A 15,501-nucleotide genomic window follows, 5' to 3' on the forward strand; every position below is an offset into this window, starting at 1 on the left:
ATTTTAAGGGAACAGTTAAAGTGCAAGATTTAAAGTATGTTGAAGATTCTATGTGGTATTGTGTTATGTGATTGAAAATTAATTTGTTAGCTTTTGGCTTTATGCGTTCCGCTTTCGGCTTTTAATAGCTGAATATCTTGTTTTTGAACATTTGTCGTATGTTTTTTGGTAATATCAACTATCGCGATAAGCATCAAATACAGAACTTTACGGTGTTTGTAGATGTCATGTCGATAAACACACCAATTAAATTTTAAACCAATTTAATAGTTGCTCCGGGAATTTTAATGTAGTGGTCATTTGATCATAGGAATTACTATGTCAAAAAATGCAATCGATTGCATTAATATTCCCGGCTCATTGCTCATAATAAAATGCCTGATTCCCTGAGAGGAATTTTTAAAAAGAAACCAATATTAAACCAATATAATATGATCAAAAAGCAAACATAAGCCGGGTATACAGATGCAGTTAACCCCGCTGCAATTAGTAAGTACTAACCAATAATTATTAAATCATTATTTCTTGTTGATATGCAAAAACTTCAACTCATTAAATTTTGGAAAATTATCCTGGTCATCGTATCGGTTAATTTATATTCCTTCTCTCTTTTTGCACAAAACATCGCCTTACATGGTAAGGTTGTTGACGAAAAAGGAGAGGCCCTGGCAGGTGCCACCGTAAAAGTTACGGGCACTACAACTGCTACTACCACAAATGCAAGCGGCGATTTTACGCTGAATGCTCCCGTTACCACGCGTAAGATCACCATCTCTTTTGTCGGTTACACTGATTATGAAAAAGCGATCACAGCCGGATCAACAAATTTAGGGACTATCACAATGGTGAAAAATTCCAGTAACCTGAATGAAGTGGTCGTAGTAGGTTATGGAACTTTGAAAAAGCAGGATGTAACCGGAACAATTGCTACTGTAAGTGCCAAAGCATTACAGGAAATCCCTTCAGCTAACGTTTTTGAACAAATGAAAGGCCGCGTAGCTGGTTTGGATGTGGTTAATGGCAGCAGTGGGCCTGCAATTACTATTCGTGGTAGCCGTACTATAGGTAGCACCACGGCAGATCAGCCCCTGGTTGTTTTAGACGGGCAGCCATATTATAACTTCATCGAAAACATCAACCCCAATGATATTAAAAGCGTTGATGTGTTGAAAGGAGCGTCGGCAACGGCTATTTACGGTTCACGTGCCTCAGGCGGTGTGCTTTTGATCACCACCAACAGGGGCCGTGTAGGCCAAACAGTTACTGCCTATGACTCTTACGTAGGTACAAGCAGGCTTGAAGGAAAGCTGCAATTACTAAACGGTAAACAGTTTGCACAACTTCAGGATGATGCACTTGCCGGTGCTATTGCACAGGGCAGCGGTACTACCAATCCCAACTCGTTGACTTCGACAGAGTTGCAGGCCTTGAATGAAGGGGTAAGCACCGATTGGGCCAAGTTACTCATCAAGCCTGCTATGGTTTGGGATCAGAGTTTAAGAGTTTCTGGCGGGAGTGAAAGGACCCAGTTTACAGTGGGCGCCGGTTACCGCGTAAATACCGCCCTGGAGCCTAATAACGATACCAAACGTATTTCGTTAAATGCATCTATCGATCACAAGATAAACAAGGTTATCAAATTCGGATTAACTACGTTAACCACCTTGCGCCTAATTAATGCCGGCGGCGGAAATCAACTTGGCAATGCGCAGTATATGAGCCCGCTGACCTACCCTTATAATGCTGATGGATCTTTGAATATTTTGCCACAGGTTGGCCAGATCGATGCCACGGCGATAAACCCTTTAATCCCCGGTCGTTCTCCTGATCAGTATTACAATTATACCCGCGGGTTTATTAACAACGACATTGCCTATGCGGAGATTTCTCCGGTTGATCACTTAAAGTATCGTTATACCGCAAATTATAACTTTTCGCAATCACTACAGGGAACTTATAATGGCATAAACGGTGCCGATATTGTGAACATCGCTAAAACCAATGCAAGCACAACCAACAATTATCAGTACCGCTTAGCTCAGGAACATTTGCTGACTTATGATAATACGTTTGGCGGAAAGCATTCCATTAACTTTGTAGCGGGTTTTACCTCAGAATTTCAGCACAACGAAAATTCAAATATCAACGCAACTGGTATCCCATCTGATGCCAACCGAAATACCAATCTTGGTTTGGCAAGTACCATCACCTCTGTAGGCGGTTCATATACCGAGCAGGGCCTGGTATCGTGGGTTGGCCGCCTTAATTATGCATTTGATCAGCGTTATAACGTTACCGCAACTATCCGTTCTGATGCTAACTCGGCATTGTCTCCCGGGCATCAGCGCACAACCTATCCGTCTATAGGTTTAGGCTGGGTTATCAGCAATGAAAAATTCATGAAACGGTATGATTTTATTGATAACCTGAAATTGCGTGCAGGTTATGGTCAAACTTCTACCACAAACAGTATCGGCCCGTATAACACTTTAGGCCAGTTAAGCTCATCAAAATATCAGTATGGTGGTTTAACTGCGGGTGACGCGCAAGGTGTACGGGTAACTACACTGGTTAACCAAAATCTTACCTGGCAAAGAACCAGCGATTATAACATCGCTTTGGATTTTGCCCTGTTAAAAAACCGCCTTACCGGTTCAATTGAAGTTTATAAACAGAGAACTACAGGTATTATTTTGCCAAACCAGTTACCGGTAACCAATGGTGCCTCTTCACAAATTTCAAACCTGGGGATCTCTGCCAATAAGGGCCTTGAAATTACACTGAGCAGCCTCAACATCCGCAACCTTGGCGGTTTTAGCTGGTCAACTGATTATAACATGGCTTTCAGCCGTGAGCATATCGTTTCACTGCCGAACGGCGCATTGCAGAATATTGATGCAGGCGAATTTGTAGGGCAGCCGCTAAGCGTAATTTATGATGTGAAGAAAATAGGTATCTGGCAAGCCAGCGAAGCTGCACAAGCTGCTGTTTATGGTGCTAAACCCGGTCAGATCAAAGTTCAGGACCTTAACGGCGACGGAAAAATTAACTTCCAGGATAACCAGATTATTGGAAATTTTCAGCCTCAATATACATTTGGCTTAACCAACAGGTTTAGTTACAAGGGCTTTGATCTGAGCATTGTTATCCAGGGCAGGATGAAGTTTACAACCGTTGTGCCTTATATTTCGTCATCTGATTCCGGCACAAATGGCTGGCAGTTCCTGAACTCGGGCCGCCATAACCAACCGGTTATTGATTACTGGACACCAGGCAACGCTACCGATGCATTTCCTCAACCAAACGCTCAGAAACAGGGCAGCTACTATTCAACACTGCAATACTATGACGGTTCGTTTATCAGGGCTAAAAGCATCAACTTGGGCTACAACATCCCGGGTGGAATAGTGAAAAAGCTGGGTATGAGCTCGCTAAGGGTTTATGCAAACGTTACCAATCCTTTTGTTATTTATGCGCCTATCATGAAACACAGTTTTTCTGTGACCGATCCTGAATCTGTTTATAACCTTGCCCCGGCTTCGGTATCGGCGAGCGGTAATATCGGAGGTTATAATCCTAACAATGCAAGCAATTTCCCGTATCGCGGCGTAGGCATCAGTGCGGGAGAACAAACACGTGATTTCATTTTGGGTATTAATGCAAGATTTTAATTCAGAAAGCAGCTATGAAAATATTTAATAAAACCAGCTTTATTATTGCTGCAGCAGCAGTATTAACAGCAGCCAGCAGCTGTAAAAAAACACTGATAGAAACCCCAAGGGCACAACTGTACCCAAGTTATTTTGGTACAGCAGCCGGCGTTCAGGCAGCGGTTACTGGTGTGTACAACGATTTGCGAGGCTCTTTTTCGGGCGAAGGTATCGTGTTCTTTTATAATGGAACGGATGAAAATATACCAGGTGGTAGCGCCGGAACCAATCCGCCAATACTAAATTCATACAACGGTATCAATTCATCAAATACACCCGATTTAACCGGTTTGTATGTGGATATTAACACCTTAAACGGCGTTTTACAATACGCATCGTCCATTACCGACGCTACTGCCAGGACACAATACGTTGGGCAGGCTAAGTTTCTTCGGGGCTTCCTGTATTTTTACCTGGTGCAAACCTACGGCGGACTTACAGCTACGCAGAAAAGCGGGATCCCGTTGCATACCACTTTTATCACCCAGGCAACAACGGCAGATGCGCCGGCTCAGCTGGCTGACATCTACAACCTGATCATTCAGGATTTTACCGATGCGGCAGCAACATTGCCTAATACCATTACCAGTTCAAATCCTTTTTCGGCAGGAGGTGTTGGCAAAACAGCAACAGCCGCCGTTGCCAATGCTTTCCTGGCAAAAGCTTACTTAACCAGGGGATACACAGAAGCCAAGCAAAGCAGCGACTTCCAAAAGGCTGCCGACCTGACTGCGGCATTGATCAACAATAAAGGTACTTATGGCCTGGATTTGTGGCAGGATTATAATGACGCCCATAAACCAGCCAATGATTATGGCAAGGAAAATATGTTTGCCATTGATTATGGTATTACAGACCCTACTTATTCCGGCTATACGCAACAGGGCTCAGGTGGCTACGGCATCAATCAGCTTTATGTACTGGCACGCTTTAACTACGTTTCAACAGGGATAGATAATATCGTGGGAATCGATGCTGTTCCGCAAAAGATGAGTGCGAAAACAGGGATGCTCCGTGATGTTTATGGCGGTCGCCCTTATGTACGCCTTGCACCTAACGTACCTTACACTATGCAGGTGGCCTTTGCCGACCAGGTTCATGATACCCGTTTTGATGCTACCTTCCAAACCTTCTGGATCTGCAATACAAAAGCGGCAGCAGGTACAACCAGTACAGGTGGTTCAAAAGGTGTATTGACCCCGGCATCCAATGTTTCTTTAACTGCTTACCAGCCGCCTTTAGATGGTGATACTGCTATCCTGATGACGACGGAGGATGTAACCATGGCCCGCCGGGATGCTTTCAAAGGTTTGATCGTTACCCAAAAACAATACAACAACACGGTTTTTCCAACAGTGAAAAAGTATGATGACCCGCTGCGTACCGGGATCCTCGATTTTTCGAGCAGGCCAATTGTTTTAATGCGTTTTTCTGAAGTGTACCTGATGAATGCTGAAGCTAATTATATGCTGGGTAATACCACTAATGCAGCTGCATCTTTAAATACGATCAGGCAACGGGCAGCTTACCGTACTCCAGCCGACGGACTTTACATCCCTAAAAACAAATTTAGCGTAACTGCCGCTTCTATGGGTGCTGACAACGCTACTAATGCTGCTGCAATGGCCTTGACGCCTGCGCAGCTGGCCCAGCTTTCTGTTCCTAATACCACTTCGGGTTCAACGCTATGTGGCATGGACTTAATTTTAGAGGAGTACAGCCGTGAGCTTTATGGCGATCCCCGCCGCTGGTATGACCTGGTGAGGACCCAGCAATTGGTAAGGCGTGTAAAAATGTATAATACATTTGGCGCACCAAATATTCAGGCCTATCATACGCGGAGGCCAATTCCGCAAAGCTTAATTAATAACGTATTATCGGGAACTCCATATCCGCAAAACAACGGTTACTAAATACCTTCTGAATCAAATTTCAATATAATGGAGAGGGGGCTGTCAAATCATGACAGCCCCGTTATTTTTTAAATGTATTTAAGTAATAGCTCTAATTCATCAAACAACAGGTTCGGCTTCCAATTGCACTTGTTGTTCCTTTAAAAAGTAATGCTTCATAATCGGTCCTGATATGATCATGGTGACTACGGTCATTACTACTAATCCTTCAAATACCGGCTCGCTGATGATCTTGGCCTGTAAGGCCAACAGTCCTAAAACAATTTCCTGCGATCCCCTTGCATTCATGCCGAAGGCTACCGCTATCGATTCGTTTTTGCTCATGCCGCTCATAGCGCTGCCTATTCCGGCACCTACAAGCTTGGCAAGGCAGGCAATGACCAGGATGATTACCACAACCTCGAGATTAAAATTGGCTATAAAATTCAGCCTTAACCCAACCGAGGCGAAAAACAACGGAGCCAATACATTAATGGTAAATTGATGCAGTACATGTTTATGCTTCTCTGTAAAATATTTAGAATCATTGATGCCGACACCAACCAGGAAAGCGCCGAATATACCGCGTACGCCAAGCCCTTCGGTAATGCATGCGCTGATAAGGCAAAGGCAAACGGCCATAGTAAGTACCCTGCCAGGTTTTTCACCTTTGCCGGCAAAGGCCAGCAGTTTATGAATGAGCCAGCGTCCGCCTGTTAACATGAAAACAGCATAAAGGATAACTATACTTACCGCCCAAAAAGAGGCCTCGCCTTTGCCAACGTTCATGAGCTGTATAATTACGGAGAATAAGATCCAGCCAAGGAAATCGTCAACCATGGCGGCCGTAAGTACGATGTTGCCTATGCGCGTGTTCAGGATATCCAGATCAAGCAGGATCTTAGTGATCACCGAAAGGGCCGTGATAGAAAGTGCTGTTCCAAAAAACAAGGAGGTAACCAGTTGGTTGTTAAAACCGTTGGCAAAATGGCTTTGGTACAGAAACCATACCGCTCCGAACCCGATAGCAAAAGGAAATATAATTCCCGTTAAACTGATACTGATGGCCTGTTTCCCATTCTGCCTGATCTGTTTCAGGTCTACCTCAAAACCGGCAATAAACATGAGTAAAATGATGCCGATATTAGCGATACCATCAAACGCTTCAAAGGCATGTGGAGTGGATAGAAATACATTTTTAAAAAGATCAGGAGATAGGGCCCCAAGCAGGGTAGGGCCAACAATGATGCCTGCAAAGATCTCTCCGATAATGGCCGGCAGTTTATACCTGCGGCACAGTTCACCCAATAATCTTGCCGGTATCAGGATAATTAAAAGTATCAGCAGGAAATGTATTATCTCCGATGAATTAAGTTTGGAAACCATATTTGAAAAATTATTGCAAGCCTTCTTTTACCTCTATTCTTAACTGATGTGTGTTAAACACATGCGAGTAAGGTTGAACGCTTTTTGTTAAAAACACGCTGCCGCCAATTACGCTATGATGGCCAAGTACCGTTCGGCCGCCTAAAATGGTGCTGCGCGCATAAATTACTACGTTATCCTCAACCGTAGGATGGCGTTTGGTTTCGGATAGATCTTTACTTACCTGGGCTGCACCCAGTGTTACCCCCTGGTATATAGTTACATTTTTGCCGATAATGCTGGTTGCACCTATAACTATGCCGGTGCCATGATCAATACAAAAAGGTACGGCGATCTCTGCTTTGGGATGGATATCCACCCCGGTTTTACCATGGGCATGCTCAGATAAGATCCTTGGTAAAATAGGTATAGATAGCCGGGTGAGCTGATGGGCTATACGGTAAACTGCGATGGCAAAAAAGCCCGGGTAAGATACAATTACCTCATGCACGCTGGTTGCCGCCGGGTCCTTTTCATAGATCATGGACGCATCATGCCGCAGGTGCTGGTAAATTTCATTCAATGCATCATAGAATGCGATCACCGCAGCTTCAATATCAATATCTTTTGGATCGAGGTAACTTAGCAAGATGTTTTCCAGGTCAATCTGGTTCTTTTTTAAATGACCGCCATATATGGATAACTTGTTGGCGTGGTTGTTCGGAAACAGAAATTCAAAAAGATCAGACAGCCAGCCAACGCACTGTCTGATCTTTGGTGTTGCCTCCCATTCGGCTTTATGGGTTTGATAAAGCAGTTGTATAAAACTATCAAGCTTATCGTCTTTCATTGTGGTGGTTTATCGTTTAAGACTGTGAAGCGTGTTTACCAGTAAATCAATTTCGGCACAGGTATTATAAAATGCCAGTGAAGGCCGCACCGTGGCTTCAACACCAAAGCGCCTGAGAATAGGCTGGGCACAATGGTGTCCCGAACGTACCGCGATACCCTGTTGATTAAGGGCCGCGCCAACTTCTTCGGTTTTGTAACCATCCAGCACAAATGATAAAACGCTGGCCTTTTCAGGTGCAGTGCCAATCAGTCGGATCCCTTTTACTTCTTTTAGCAACTGGGTTGCATAAACAAGCAGGTAATGCTCATATTGGGCGATAAGAGGCATACCCAGGCGGGTTACATAGTCAATAGCTGCGCCAAGACCAACAGCATCGGCAATATTACCTGTTCCGGCTTCGAACCTGCCCGGTGCATCATGGTATTGGGTGTACTCGAAAGTAACATCCTTGATCATGTTGCCGCCGCCCTGCCATGGCTGGGTTTGGTTTAGCAGGTCTTCTTTACCATAAAGCACGCCAATGCCAGTAGGCCCGAATACCTTATGACCGGAAAACACAAACCAATCGGTATTTAAAGCCTGTACATCAACAGGCATGTGCGATACGGATTGAGCCCCGTCAATCAACACTTTTGCCCCTGCCAAATGTGCCAGGTGAACAATCTGTGCTGCCGGTGTAACCGTGCCTAAGGCATTCGAAACCTGGGTAAATGAAACCAGTTTCGTTTTAGGCCCAAGTAGTTTTACATACTCATCAAGTATGATCTGCCCGTCATCATCAACAGGGATCACCTTGATTTTTAAACCTTTTTTGGCGGCCAGTTGCTGCCATGGAACGATGTTGGCATGATGTTCCAGCTGACTTACAACGATTTCGTCGCCTGCAACCAGGTTTTGTTCGCCCCAGCTTTTGGCTACAAGATTGATAGCTTCGGTAGCTCCGCGTACAAAAATGATCTCATTTATAGAGCCCGCGTTCAGGAAGGTTTGCACTTTTTTGCGAGCGCCTTCATATGCATCTGTAGCCCTTGCCGCCAGTTCATGGGCAGCGCGGTGGATGTTTGAATTTTCGTGCTCGTAAAAATAAGTAATGCGGTCAATTACCTGTTTCGGCTTTTGGGTAGTAGCTGCATTGTCGAGCCATACAAGCTGTTTACCATTCACCTGCTCCTGTAATATCGGGAAATCCCGCCTTACAAGGTTTACATCAAACGGCGGACTAACAATACCGCTGATACCAACCTGCTTAACCTTTTCCCTGTCGGATTTTACCGTTGGCAAACCATGGGTATCTGATAAAAAATAAAAAGGAATCTCGGTAGCTACGGGTGCGCCGGTAAATGGTAAAGCATTTGAAGGGCCTGAAGTATTAATGTTACTTAATATCTTCTTCAAATCAGCTTCAAAGCCCTGATCCTGCTGATAAGGCAGATGAAGCAGGTGTTCGGGCGCAGGTGAAAGCTGCTCAACCGGAAAATTTTGCTTTAAAGATACTTCGGGTATGAGATCAGTTTTTACCAGGTATGAATCATAACCAAAGCCGGGCTTTGGGGGCAATTGTGCGCCAAAAACATTAACCGGGCTATGCTGAACAGGCTCCGAAGCGTTAGCATGTGCGCTTAAATTAGGATCCGCGAAACTGGTTTGCGGATCCTTCAGGTTGATAGCATTATGCTGGTGAATGGCCGATGGCGAAACTCCGCCACCGCCAATAGTACTTGAAGGAATAGAAGTAGCAGGCGCCTCTGCATGCTGATGCGGATTAAATGAACCTGCATCAGCTATACTGCCCGGCAACGGAAAAGCCTCAGGAGCCTGCTGAACAGGTAATTGATTTACAATGCCGCCCGGCCCGGCTTTGAAAAACTGGTTGGCCAGTTGTTCCAGTTCCTGAAGGTTGGGCAGGTTATCCGGATTAATATTTGTACTCATAATAATTACCTAAATCAACATCCTCTAAAACAGCTATAGCATCATCAACCAATACAGCTAATGAGCAATAAAGCGATACCAGGTATGAGGCAATAGCTTTATTATTGATGCCCATAAACCGCACAGATAGTCCGGGAGATTGTTCGCCCGGTAAGCCTGGCTGGAATAAGCCTACTACGCCCTGCCTGCTTTCGCCTGTGCGCAAAAGGATAATTTTAGATTTGTTATTGACGATAGGTAATTTATCAGATGGGATAAGCGGGATGCCTCTCCAGGTGATAAACTGCGAACCAAATAAAGAAACAGTTGGCGGCGGTACGCCCCGGCGGGTACATTCACGACCAAAAGCGGCTATGGCTAAAGGGTGCAGCAAGAAAAATCCTGGCTCTTTCCACACTTTGGTGATCAGTTCATCCAGGTCATCCGGGGTAGGGGGCCCGAGCCTTGTCTTAATTTTTTGTGATGGGGCAACGCTGCTTAACAAACCGTACTCGGTGTTATTGATCAGCTCACTTTCCTGGCGTTCCTTAACAATCTCAATGGTAAGGCGTAACTGCTCGCTGATCTGGTTGTAAGGTTTACTGTAAAGGTCGGATACACGGGTGTGCACGTCCAGTACGGTGTTTACAGCGCTCAGGTTGTACTCTCTCGGGTTTTCCTCATAATCAACATAAGTTGACGGTAATTCACGTTCATCACGGTTGGAGCAATCCACTTCCACATTATTGGCATCAACAACTTTGTTTAAGCGGTAAACGCCTGATTCAACAGGGATCCAGTTTAATAAATGTGTTAACCAACGCGGGGTAATGGTTGATAATTGGGGAACGGTACGGGTGGCTACGGCCAACTGCCTGGCGGCTACATCGCCAAGGGCTGTTTGTTTTGGTTTTTGATCGGGCATTTAGATAATTAATAAGTGTTTTAAAGATTGATTGGTGGTGCTTTTCAATGGTTAACACCTGTGTTGCAATGATAAGAAAATAAATTATATTAAATCTATAGGAATTATAGATTTAATTGTATGTTTGCATCATCAGTTCTTTAATACTTATCCAGAAAAGACGGAGGGAAAGGCCCCATGAAGTCTTGGCAACCTGTACAATACCATATGTAAAAGGTGCTAATTCCTGCTCCTGCAAAGGAGAAAGATAAGAGATGCTACAGGTTTATATACATATCTCCACGGCTCTTTTTCTGGTAAGTTTTATTGGATATGAAAACAAAAAAAAGAGATGAAAACCTGTTTACTCATGAAAATATATAAAACCATCTGCTATACAGATCTGTGTTGTTGCCGTTAATTATTTACAAGTAAGGCGATCAAACAAAACAACATCATCAGTATATCACACTAAATGAAAAAACTAATACTTGCAGCTTTAACCTTTGTCATTAGCACTGCCTCATATGCGCAGATCCTGGCACCAGTAAAATGGTCGTATGGGGCAAAGAAGATTGATAAAGAGCAGGCCGTTGTGTTTATAAAAGCAACTATTGATAAGGGCTGGCATATTTACTCGCAAAACGTTGCCGATGGAGGCCCGATAAAAACCTCGTTCAGGTTTGATAAAAGTGACGACTATACGCTAAACGGCAATACAACAGAGCCTAAAGCTGTTAGCAAGTATGAAAAGGCATTTAGTATGAATGTGCAGTACTTTGAGCAATCGGTTATATTTCAGCAAAAAGTAAAACTTAAAAACGGGCAGGCATTAGTTAATGGTACCCTGAACTATATGGTATGCAGTAACAAGCAATGTTTGCCGCCTGAGGATGTTGAGTTCAGCATTCCTGTGAAATAGTACTAAGCCGAAAGTCGCAAGTCAAGTCTGGTTTTCTATTTTTAACTTAGAACTTACGACTTTAGAAAAAGCGGAATTTATCGATCACAAAATAGTAATATAGTTTAACAGCTCATTAGCCACCAAATTGAACTGTTAGACGGAGCAAAGTGTCGGGGACAACTCCACTTGCTTAAACCTGGTTTACACAAATAAATACCATGAAACCGAAATTGAATTTTATCACTAAAGCCCGCTTACAGAATGGTGGCATCCTTTTCTGTAATTACCATTGTTGTTAATTTGCGCTTTTATCCCGGAAATTGATCCAGAAATAAGATCAACATCCTGGCTGTACTAAGTGCGTTGCTTTGCTATGGTGGTAAAACAGGCGTGTGCTGTACAGACCAGGATGTTGATCGTTTACAAGATAAGAAGAAGTTTGAATTGGATTAAAAACATTTTATGTAGAGACGTGTCACATGTGTCTTCATAAGCAAATCAATATTGACATTCAGGGAAATCGTTTTGAAGTACGAGACTCCGCTGGAGTCCAATATCTCTTTAAATTTTGTCTATAAACACGTGGCCTCTCTGAGGCCGATTGGCACGTCAGCCATATTGCTTTATACTCCGTAGGAGTAACGTGTTTATAGCCTAATGGATATACTTCTCAAGGCTCCGTAGGTGCCTCGTGCTTTAAGATGTAAGAGGCTATTTTTCAATATGGTTTCTACCTGGTGATTCGCTCGTCCTAAAGGAAACGCATGTGATGCGTCTCTACGATAAAAAATAAAATTTAAATGCCTTTAAGGCTTTAATGAGATAAATAGGGTGTAATTAAAAAATATTCTACTAAATCTATAGATTTTATTGTATTTATCATATTTGTTACTATCTTTACAGCATTCTAATTAACCCCACCATTAATTAGTTGATTTATAAAGAATAAGGGAGAGGAAGTCTCGATGATCTTATAGCGACTTTTCATTGTTTGAAATAAGTGCTAAACTTTTTCCGATAGCAATTATGCCGGCGGAATATAAATTAACTAAAAACCATGAACACATTAAAGTATCCGTATTTCTACGTGCAACCGGTAGCCATTAAACGATGTTGTTGTTTGGTTCAGTACACCTTCTGGTTTTAAAAAGCCGGTTTCCTGAAATTTTATTGCCTTTAATTATTGGCCTTAACTGGGCCAGGAAGGATTCTTTGTGCCAAATTTTTAGCACGCTATGTATCAATTAACAACAATTTAAACTTATACAAATGAAAATTACAAACTACTTATCCAAAGCTAAACTGCTCTCAGTTAGTTTTTTACTTGGTGGCGTTGCTGTAGCCTCTGCCAATGATGGCCCTAAGCCCAGATTTATAAAAGAGGGAAAATGGCGCGGCGAATTTACAGTGAGCGAATCAAAAGTTCCGTTCAATTTCGAATTGAAAGGTAAGGATGCCGAGCATGCTACATTTACCCTCATCAATGGCTCCCGTCGAGACGATTTTCATGTAAAATCCATCGGCCAGGATTCGGTATACATTAAAATGAATACCTATGATGCGGCCCTGGTTGCAAAAGTGGAGGATGATGGTTCTTTAACCGGCGAGTACCGCAGTTTGGTACCTGGTTTCAGAGGTAACTCATTGCCTTTTAAAGCCGAATACGGAAAAACCTACCGCTTTGTTGAGCCAGGTAAAGATGTGGCCCCAACCGCCGATCTGAGCGGTAAATGGGAGATCAAAACCTACAGTAAAGAAGCCGTCCCTGCATCTATCGCCTTATTAAAACAAAAAGGGAATAAGCTTACCGGCGTGGTAATGACCGTTGTTGGTGATACCCGCGAACTGGAAGGTACCGTGCAGGGCGATGAATTCGCGCTGAGCGGTTTTACCGGTCCGAGCCCGTTCATCATTAAAGGAAAGATCAATGCTGATGGAACTATCAGCGGTGAAGAAGGCTTTGGTATCTATAAAAACCTGAAGTTTGATGCTGCTAAAAAAGCTGAGGTAGAATTACCCGATCCTTATAAGCTGACATTTTTAAAGGAAGGTTACAAAAAGCTTGATTTTTCGTTCCCCGGGATCGATGGCAAACAGGTATCGCTGAGTGATGATAAATACAAAGGCAAAGTTGTGATCGTTGAGATCATTGGTACCTGGTGCCCTAACTGTACCGATCAAACGGTGTTCCTTTCTCCATGGTTCAATAAAAACCATCAGCGCGGTGTAGAAGCCATTGCTTTAGGCTTTGAGCAAAAAGACAGCCTGGAATACGCCAAATACACTTTGGGTAAGTTAAAGGATAAATATGCTATCAATTACGATATCGCGTTTGGCGGCCTGGCCGATAAAAAACTGGTATCACAAAAATTGCCCGCGCTTAACAAGTTCATCGCGTTCCCTACAACTATTATCATCGACAGAAAAGGTGATGTAAGGGAAATTTACACAGGCTATACCGGTACCGTAACAGGTAAATACCATGAGGATTACGAAAAGAAATTCAACAAGCTGTTAGACGAGCTTATTGCCGAGCCTGCACCGGAAACAGCCGCCGTTGTTGATCAGCCAGCTCACCAGGGTAAGTAACTATTAACTATCTTATAATTTATCGAATGAAAACACTCAATTTAATTACTTCATTCAAATGCCTGACAGCAGGGTTGTTGCTGGCCGGTACCGTGCACGCGGCGGACAAAAATCCACCGGTAAAATTTATCAAGGAAGGTGTGTGGCGGGGTGTGTTCACCGTAGCCGAAACTAAAGTGCCCTTTAATTTCGAGCTGAAAGGCAAAGATGCTGAACATGCTGTATTCACACTGCTGAACGGTACACGCCGCGACAATTTCCATGTAAAGCAGGTGGGCAAAGATTCGGTATTTATTAAAATGAATACCTATGATGCCGCCCTGGTTGCCAAAGTGGAAGAGGACGGAACCTTAAGCGGTGAATACCGCAGCCTGGTACCGGGTTTCAGGGGGAATTCATTACCGTTCACCGCAGAGTACGGCAAAAGCTACCGCTTTATTGAACCCGGCAAGGATGTTGCCCCGACAGCTAATTTAACAGGTAAATGGGAGTTGAAAGTTTATTCAAAAGACCAGGTACCTAACAAAATAGCGGTACTGAAGCAAACCGGCAATAAGCTTACCGGTGTAATTATGCAGGTAACCGGCGACAGCCGCGAACTGGAAGGTACCGTGCAAGGCGATGAATTTGAACTGAGCGGCTTTACCGGCCCAAGTCCAAAGATTTACAAAGGTAAGATCAACCCGGATGGTACGTTGAGCGGAGAAATAGGCCAGGGTATTTATGACAATACCAAGTTTGATGCTGTAAAGGATGATAAGGCCGAACTGCCTGACCCGTACAAGCTAACCTACCTGAAAGAAGGCTATAAAAAGCTTGATTTCACGTTTCCTGATCTTACTGGCAAACCTGTTTCGTTAAGCGATGCCAAGTACAAAGGCAAAGTTACCATCATAGAAATTGTTGGTACCTGGTGCCCCAACTGTACCGATCAAACCGTGTTCCTGTCACCGTGGTTCAACAAAAATCATAACCGCGGGGTTGAGGCGATAGCTATCGGCTTTGAGCAAAAAGACAGCCTGAAATATGCACAGTACACGCTGGGCAAGCTGAAAGATAAATATGATATCAAATATGATATTTTATTTGGAGGCCTTGCCGATAAAAAGCTGGTATCGCAAAAGCTCCCTGCATTAAACAAGTTTGTGGCTTTTCCAACTACCATCATTATCGACAGAAAAGGTTACGTAAGGGAGATCTACACCGGTTACACAGGTACAGTTACCGGTAAATATTACCAGGATTACGAAAAGAAGTTTAACAAACTGCTCGACGAACTGATTGCCGAACCAGCCCCGGCAACTGAAGCCAACGCTGTTGAAAGCAATAACGAAACTTTAAAAGGAAAATAAACAATCAACTGAATCACGTAA

The 15,501-nt window shown here is 43.6% G+C and carries 9 protein-coding genes and 2 riboswitches; of the genes, 5 read left to right on the forward strand and 4 right to left on the reverse strand.

Going from position 1 to position 15,501, the window contains the following annotated elements:
- Nucleotides 1–533: 533 nt before the first annotated feature.
- Together AC1DUD_RS17060 and AC1DUD_RS17065 are read left to right on the forward strand one after the other, a co-directional pair.
- Nucleotides 534–3,671 carry a SusC/RagA family TonB-linked outer membrane protein gene (locus AC1DUD_RS17060; RefSeq protein ID WP_477376458.1) on the forward strand — a complete coding sequence of 1,046 codons (3,138 nt, stop codon included), beginning with the start codon at nucleotides 534–536 and terminating at the stop codon, nucleotides 3,669–3,671.
- Nucleotides 3,672–3,685: 14 nt separating this feature from the next.
- Nucleotides 3,686–5,623, forward strand: coding sequence for a RagB/SusD family nutrient uptake outer membrane protein (locus tag AC1DUD_RS17065; RefSeq protein WP_477376460.1), 1,938 nt, complete (start codon nucleotides 3,686–3,688; stop codon nucleotides 5,621–5,623).
- Nucleotides 5,624–5,722: 99 nt separating this feature from the next.
- Here the strand turns inward: AC1DUD_RS17065 and AC1DUD_RS17070 are convergent, their stop codons facing one another.
- Genes AC1DUD_RS17070 through AC1DUD_RS17085 form a run of 4 tightly spaced genes read right to left on the reverse strand, consistent with a single transcriptional unit; the run spans nucleotide 5,723 to nucleotide 10,656 of the window.
- Nucleotides 5,723–6,988, reverse strand: a complete 1,266-nt coding sequence (locus AC1DUD_RS17070) for a cation:proton antiporter (protein ID WP_477376462.1) — start codon at nucleotides 6,986–6,988, stop codon at nucleotides 5,723–5,725.
- A 10-nt stretch (nucleotides 6,989–6,998) separates the two neighbouring features.
- The gene (locus AC1DUD_RS17075) at nucleotides 6,999–7,817 is read right to left on the reverse strand and encodes a serine acetyltransferase (protein WP_477376464.1); all 819 of its coding nucleotides are present in this window, start codon (nucleotides 7,815–7,817) and stop codon (nucleotides 6,999–7,001) included.
- Nucleotides 7,818–7,826: 9 nt separating this feature from the next.
- Nucleotides 7,827–9,752, reverse strand: coding sequence for a family 2A encapsulin nanocompartment cargo protein cysteine desulfurase (locus tag AC1DUD_RS17080; RefSeq protein ID WP_477376466.1), 1,926 nt, complete (start codon nucleotides 9,750–9,752; stop codon nucleotides 7,827–7,829).
- Nucleotides 9,736–10,656: a family 2A encapsulin nanocompartment shell protein gene (locus AC1DUD_RS17085; RefSeq protein WP_121228816.1), complete on the reverse strand. Its 921-nt coding sequence runs from the start codon at nucleotides 10,654–10,656 to the stop codon at nucleotides 9,736–9,738. Before AC1DUD_RS17085 ends, AC1DUD_RS17080 begins: the two co-directional genes overlap by 17 nt.
- 144 nt (nucleotides 10,657–10,800) lie before the next feature.
- Nucleotides 10,801–10,910: riboswitch (SAM riboswitch) on the forward strand.
- Nucleotides 10,911–11,110: 200 nt separating this feature from the next.
- Between AC1DUD_RS17085 and AC1DUD_RS17090 the strand changes: the two genes are divergently transcribed.
- The 3 genes from AC1DUD_RS17090 (at nucleotide 11,111) to AC1DUD_RS17100 (ending at nucleotide 15,480) form a co-directional block, all read left to right on the forward strand.
- Entirely contained in the window at nucleotides 11,111–11,557 is a 447-nt protein-coding gene (locus AC1DUD_RS17090; protein ID WP_477376469.1) for a protein-disulfide reductase DsbD domain-containing protein, read from the forward strand.
- Between the two features lie 915 nt (nucleotides 11,558–12,472).
- Nucleotides 12,473–12,585: riboswitch (SAM riboswitch) on the forward strand.
- A 223-nt stretch (nucleotides 12,586–12,808) separates the two neighbouring features.
- Nucleotides 12,809–14,128: a peroxiredoxin family protein gene (locus tag AC1DUD_RS17095; protein WP_477376471.1), complete on the forward strand. Its 1,320-nt coding sequence runs from the start codon at nucleotides 12,809–12,811 to the stop codon at nucleotides 14,126–14,128.
- Between the two features lie 26 nt (nucleotides 14,129–14,154).
- A complete protein-coding gene (locus AC1DUD_RS17100; RefSeq protein WP_477376473.1) occupies nucleotides 14,155–15,480 on the forward strand; it encodes a peroxiredoxin family protein in 1,326 nt (441 codons plus the stop codon).
- Nucleotides 15,481–15,501 lie beyond the last annotated feature (21 nt).

The sequence above is a fragment of the Mucilaginibacter sp. P4_A11 genome (assembly GCF_056402535.1).

Excerpts from the sequence above, each read along its gene's own strand:
- AC1DUD_RS17090 (WP_477376469.1), top strand. The coding sequence starts at position 11,111 with ATGAAAAAACTAATACTTGCAGCTTTAACCTTTGTCATTAGCACTGCC.
- AC1DUD_RS17060 (WP_477376458.1), top strand. The coding sequence starts at position 534 with ATGCAAAAACTTCAACTCATTAAATTTTGGAAAATTATCCTGGTCATC.
- AC1DUD_RS17080 (WP_477376466.1), bottom strand. The coding sequence starts at position 9,752 with ATGAGTACAAATATTAATCCGGATAACCTGCCCAACCTTCAGGAACTG.
- AC1DUD_RS17075 (WP_477376464.1), bottom strand. The coding sequence starts at position 7,817 with ATGAAAGACGATAAGCTTGATAGTTTTATACAACTGCTTTATCAAACC.
- AC1DUD_RS17070 (WP_477376462.1), bottom strand. The coding sequence starts at position 6,988 with ATGGTTTCCAAACTTAATTCATCGGAGATAATACATTTCCTGCTGATA.
- AC1DUD_RS17095 (WP_477376471.1), top strand. The coding sequence starts at position 12,809 with ATGAAAATTACAAACTACTTATCCAAAGCTAAACTGCTCTCAGTTAGT.
- AC1DUD_RS17065 (WP_477376460.1), top strand. The coding sequence starts at position 3,686 with ATGAAAATATTTAATAAAACCAGCTTTATTATTGCTGCAGCAGCAGTA.
- AC1DUD_RS17100 (WP_477376473.1), top strand. The coding sequence starts at position 14,155 with ATGAAAACACTCAATTTAATTACTTCATTCAAATGCCTGACAGCAGGG.
- AC1DUD_RS17085 (WP_121228816.1), bottom strand. The coding sequence starts at position 10,656 with ATGCCCGATCAAAAACCAAAACAAACAGCCCTTGGCGATGTAGCCGCC.